At 52.1% G+C, this 5,464-nt stretch carries 6 protein-coding genes; 2 read left to right on the forward strand and 4 right to left on the reverse strand.

The window, feature by feature from the left end; all coding sequences use genetic code 11:
- Together HY879_16820 and HY879_16825 are read left to right on the forward strand one after the other, a co-directional pair.
- Positions 1 to 123, forward strand: a 123-nt coding sequence (locus HY879_16820; protein MBI5605003.1) for a hypothetical protein, incomplete at its 5' end; no start/stop codon positions are given.
- 28 nt (positions 124 to 151) lie between these two features.
- Positions 152 to 2,329 carry a DNA translocase FtsK gene (locus HY879_16825; GenBank protein MBI5605004.1) on the forward strand — a complete coding sequence of 726 codons (2,178 nt, stop codon included), beginning with the start codon at positions 152 to 154 and terminating at the stop codon, positions 2,327 to 2,329.
- A gap of 108 nt (positions 2,330 to 2,437) precedes the next feature.
- Here HY879_16825 and HY879_16830 read toward each other — a convergent pair whose 3' ends face one another.
- The 4 genes from HY879_16830 to HY879_16845 form a co-directional block, all read right to left on the reverse strand.
- Positions 2,438 to 3,361 (reverse strand): hypothetical protein, encoded by a 924-nt coding sequence (locus HY879_16830; protein MBI5605005.1) that lies wholly within the window; start codon positions 3,359 to 3,361, stop codon positions 2,438 to 2,440.
- A gap of 161 nt (positions 3,362 to 3,522) precedes the next feature.
- Positions 3,523 to 4,455 (reverse strand): hydroxymethylglutaryl-CoA lyase, encoded by a 933-nt coding sequence (locus tag HY879_16835; protein MBI5605006.1) that lies wholly within the window; start codon positions 4,453 to 4,455, stop codon positions 3,523 to 3,525.
- A gap of 11 nt (positions 4,456 to 4,466) precedes the next feature.
- Positions 4,467 to 5,237 (reverse strand): IclR family transcriptional regulator, encoded by a 771-nt coding sequence (locus HY879_16840; protein MBI5605007.1) that lies wholly within the window; start codon positions 5,235 to 5,237, stop codon positions 4,467 to 4,469.
- A 71-nt stretch (positions 5,238 to 5,308) separates the two neighbouring features.
- The gene (locus HY879_16845; GenBank protein MBI5605008.1) at positions 5,309 to 5,437 is read right to left on the reverse strand and encodes a hypothetical protein; all 129 of its coding nucleotides are present in this window, start codon (positions 5,435 to 5,437) and stop codon (positions 5,309 to 5,311) included.
- Between the last annotated feature and the right edge of the window lie 27 nt (positions 5,438 to 5,464).

Below are 5,464 nucleotides of genomic sequence, written 5' to 3' on the forward strand. Positions count from 1 at the left end.
CAAAAAGAGGGTATAAAAAACTGGCCTGACATCCAGGAAGAGATTCGTAAGACCTTAAAAAGGCTCTTTGACCGCTCCCTGGAACGAAGACCGGTGATATTGCCCTTGATTATACCGATGTAACTTTGAATATCTTTGTTTAAACTGACCCATGCCCAAAGAAGACACACCACAACGATCGATCACCTATGAAATCCTTGGACTGGCCCTGGGGGCCGTTGGAATTTTGCTGCTATTGGCCCTTCTTTCCCATCACCCGGCCGATCCTTCTTTCAGCTCTCCACCCATGGCCAACTGGCCCATAAAAAATTGGGTGGGCAAGTTCGGATCCTATCTTTCCACCTTCCTGTTTGAGTGGCTGGGTCTGGCCTCCTTCTGGCTTTCTTTCATCTTTTTTCAATTGGCCCTCTTTGCCTTCCGCAAGGAAGCCCATCCCTCTCCTTCCTGGTATGCTACCGGATATCTACTGGTAATTTTTTGCTTCTCCGGTCTGCTTTCCTCGGGGGACGAAAATTTTCAATTCTTCGGCTGGAATTTTCCCTGGGGAGGGGTCCTCGGTTACCTGATCTTTCATCGCCTCGAATTATTATTAAATCCACCGGGGACCCATATCTTTTTAATCGTCTTATTGCTGACCGGCTTTATCCTCATTACCCGGGTTTCCCTGGCCCGGTTGGGAGAACGGGTCCAGATCTGGCTTTTCAGCCAGGGGAGCCACCTGCGCGACGGGTTCCAAAAAAACCGGGAAAGAAAGCGAAAGGCCAGGTCCCTGCGGGTGGAAATGGAGATCCAGAAAGAAAAAGAATCCCGGCCACCTATGATTATCCAAAGCCCGGCCGTTAAACCGGCGGCGCCGCCACCCCGTCCCCAACCGCAACAGGAACAATTTGTCTTCATGAAGGACCCAGGGGACTTCGAACTGCCCCCCCTTTCCCTGTTGGATACCTATGAAAAAAAAGATCAGGAGATCCAACAGCAGAGCCTGATCATGAACTCCCGACTCCTGGAGAAAAAATTAAAGGATTTCGGAGTCGATGGCCAGGTCACCGAGGTTTCCCCCGGGCCGGTGGTCACCATGTACGAATTTGAACCGGCCCCCGGAGTCAAGATCAGCCGGATCACCGGCCTTTCCGATGATCTGGCCATGGCCATGCGGGCCGTCAGCATCCGTATTGTCGCCCCTCTCCCGGGCAAATCGGTCATCGGCATAGAAATCCCCAACAGCCAAAGGGAGACCGTGGGGCTGAAAGACATCCTGGCCTCTCAGGATTTTTCAGGTTCCAAATCCAAATTGACCCTGGCCCTGGGCAAGGATATCCTGGGCTTTCCGGTGGTCACCAACCTGGCCAAAATGCCCCATCTGTTGATTGCCGGGGCCACCGGCACGGGTAAAAGTGTCTGTCTGAACGCCCTGATCAGCAGCATCCTTTTCAAGGCCAGACCCGAGGAGGTCCGTTTTTTCTTTATCGACCCTAAACGGATTGAACTGTTGCCCTATGAGGGGATCCCCCACCTCCTCCATGAAGTGGTTACCGAACCCAAAATGGCCACCCGGGTCCTGCGCTGGGCCATCCGGGAGATGGAGGACCGCTACCAGAAGATGGCCGACAAAGGGGCCCGGAATCTCGACACCTATAACCAAAGGCTGCTCAAGGAAAAAAAAGGAACCCCGGGGAAATATCCCGAAGAATGGCTGCCCTATGTGGTCATTGTCATTGATGAGTTGGCCGATCTGATGCTGGTATCCTCAAGGGATGTCGAAGAGTACCTGACCCGCCTGGCCCAGATGGCCCGGGCCGCCGGGATTCATCTGCTCCTGGCCACCCAGCGCCCTTCGGTGGATATACTGACAGGCATTATCAAAGCCAATTTCCCGGCCCGCATATCTTTTCAGGTCTCCTCCAAAACCGACTCCCGGACCATCCTCGATGCCAACGGGGCCGAGGCCCTCCTGGGAGCAGGGGATATGCTCTTCCTCCCACCTGGGGTCTCCAAGTTGCAGCGCATCCATGGGGCCTTTGTTTCCGAAGCGGAAATCAAGCGGTTGACCGATTTCTTAAAAAACCAGAAGGAGGCCGTCTACGATGAATCCCTTTTGGTCATGGAGGAATCGGAACCGGCCGAAGCGGATGAAGATCAGGACGAAAAATATGAGGCCGCGGTCCAGATCGTCAAAGAAACCCGCCAGGTCTCCATCTCCATGATCCAGCGCAAACTGCGTATCGGTTATAACCGGGCCGCCCGATTAGTGGAAATAATGGAGCGGGAAGGGATCGTCAGCTCAAGTGAAGGCGGCCGTCCCCGGGAAGTCTTGATCAAGAATTTTTGACGCCTAGCCAGCGGTGAAATCAGTTTTTCAAAAATCTAAACTGATACAAATTTTTTCATAACAGCATCGTCAATCGCCGAAGACGGTCTGGGGCAGATTATACCTGTTTCACATGATATCGCGACAATCGATGGTGTTATAAGGATTTTGACATGGAGGGCCCATGGCTACGTGCATCCTTCGTTCACTGAATTCAAAAATCATAGAGGCATTGGTCTGGACTTGGTTCAACGAATTGATTCGCGGGTCGGAGTGCCAGCAGATTGAATAAGGATGATCGAAGTGATCGGTCAGGATTCGCTTCAGGGTATCGACCGTTATATTCCCCCGGTCCCTCGTGATTAACTTACGGGCACGATGATAGCGCGTCAGCGTGTTGGGGAAGATCGCCGGCAACTGGTCTTTAATTTTAGGATTTTGGAGAGTAAAATGGTTGGAATGGGCCAGAACCCCTCCTTCTTCCCAAATTACATTGTAATCGAAAGGGGCGGCTTCAAGGCAGACCGCTTCCCCTTCATGGTGAACGATCATATAATTATTTGATGAAGCCCGATCTGCGGCAAGCACAGCGGTCATAACGTCGTTCAACTTTGAGGCTCGCAGTGCCTTGTGGATGAGGACATGCAGCGGTACGCCGATATGCCAGTTATCCGAAGCCAGCGCATTGGCCACAATGGCAATCCCGGCCGAATTAAATCCGTCGCGCCCTAAGAGACCGGCCTCAGTCAGGGAGACCGTGGCCGGGCCATCGGTCCGCTTTTTTCTGAGAATTACCCCCAATTTTTGAGCTGATGCGGTCCAATCCCAGTTCTTACCGACCAGGGTTGTCCGTTGAAGCGTCGCTTCGGGCATGGCCGCCAAAGTAGTGCAGCCCTCAAATCCTCCCAAAGAGGCGGTTAATTTCAGTTCGGTCTTTATATGCAGGACGAGTATCTCCTCGAAACGACACCCCGCACCCAGAGCCACCCCGCGCATTTCAATCAACGAAGGGAGGTCATAGGCCTCAATCGCCGGAAGGAATTTTCGACCCATGGATAAGGCCTCCTCCCATCCGATTTTGAGATCCTCCTGGAAAGCTTTCCTATAGGTATTAAGGGCGAGATGAATAAGTTCACGGCACTGTATTCCATATTCAAAACCACAGGCTTCCGCATCGCCTTCGACGGTCACAACGGGAAAATCCGTAGATAAACTCAAGTCAAACCCTTTTTGATGTTGGCACTTTGCCAACAAACTTTACCGGCCCGTATGAGGCGGCCTGGAAGTTCTTTCTTAATGATTTCTCTTGCAAATCCAGCACAGCCTATCAACTTTTCGAGATTAATTCCCGTGTCAATCCCCATTTCCTCCAACATATTGACCAGGTCTTCCGTGGCCACATTACCGGAGGCCCCCGGGGCATAGGGACAGCCGCCCAAACCCCCGATGGAGCCGTCAAATATAAGGACCCCCTGTTGCAGTGCGGCCAGGATATTGGCCAGGGCCAGTCCCCGAGTATCATGAAAGTGCAGGGATAGTGCTGTTTGGCCGAAGCGGGGTGTGATCTGTTCAAGCAGACGACTGACCATCAGGGGATTGGCCATTCCGGTGGTATCTCCCAGGGCGATTTCGTGTACTCCCAGGGCCTGGTATTCCTCGATGATAAATTCAACCTTTTCCGGACCGACCTTGCCTTCATAGGGACAACCAAAGGCCGTGACAATGTATCCCCTCATCCGGATCTTGCTGGCCAGGGCCTTTTCGGCAATATTTCGGAATCCCTTCAGGGAATCGGCAATGGACATGCGGACATTTTTCTGATTGTGCGCCTCCGAAGCAGAGACAAATAAACCGATCTCCTCGACCCCGGCGGTCAAAGCCCTTTCCAGCCCTTTTTCATTGGGGACCAAGGTGGCGTAAATGATTCCCGGTTTCTTTGGAATTCGTTTCACCACCTCTTCTGAATCCTGGAGCTGCGGAATGGCCTTGGGGTGGACAAAGGAAGTGATCTCGATTCTTTTGAGACCGGTTTCTGAAAGACATTCGATCAAGGCGATTTTCTGGTCCGTGGGGACGAATTCGGCCTCATTCTGGAGACCGTCCCGGGGGCCGACTTCGACAATGGAAACGGAACTTGGGAGATTCATTTTTTATTCTTTCACCCGGCAAAACCGAGGAGGGATGAAATATTTCTGCAAGCTTCCAGGAGCAAGGGACAAAAAGTTTTTAAGGCCTCCTGCCTGGAATGGCGTATGAGCGGGAAGGAGATATTCATGGCCGCAACGGCCACTCCGGCTTGATTGCGCAATGGGGCGGCAATGGCAAAAAGCCCGGCCTCCAACTCTTCATCGTTCACGGCGAATCCTCTTTGGCGAATGCCTCTTAATTCTTCCTCGAGCGTCCGGATCGATGCAATGGTCTTTCCCGTCTTCTTTTCGAAGTGGATTTGTTCCAGGATATTTTCCAATTGGGCTTCCGGGAGATAGGCTAACATAACCTTTCCCATGGAGGAATAATGGACCGAAAGACGGGAGCCGACCTGCAGGTTGGCTTCCATGATGTGGGCAGAGGGAAGGCGTTCCACAAAAACAACCTCCGGTCCACTGAGGATGGCCAGGTTGACCGTTATCCCGGTCTTCTCCCGAAGCTCTTTCATAAAGGGCAGAGCCAATTCGCGGATGCTGCTATTTTTTGAGGCCGATAAACCGATGGAAATCATCTTGGGTCCGATACAATAACCGCTGGTCTCCTGATCTTTAGCAACAAAACCCACCTTGGTCAGCGTCTGGAGGATGCGAAAACAGGAGGTTTTTTTCACCCCGGAGATCTTCACCAGGTCTTCCAGTTTGAGGGGGGAGCCATGCTGGGACAGGAAACAGATCAGATTCACCGCCTTTTCCAGGGATTTAATATAATCTTTGTCGTCCATATCAACTCCAGATCGTTAATGATGAATTCGTAAGGAATATATCCATAAGGCCAATCGTTTTTCATGTCAAGCTAAAGATTGTGGGAAGGGGATAGAGGTGGGGCGTAAACGATCAAGAGCTTGAGGGGTTGCCCTTCCAGAGGCACAACCTTATGCCGTGTGCCCGCGGGAAGATGGATAAAATCCGTTGGCCCAACCACTTCTTTTTCTCCGTCGATTTCCACCAA

It is taken from the genome of Deltaproteobacteria bacterium (assembly GCA_016219225.1).
GTDB lineage: Bacteria > Desulfobacterota > RBG-13-43-22 > RBG-13-43-22 > RBG-13-43-22 > RBG-13-43-22.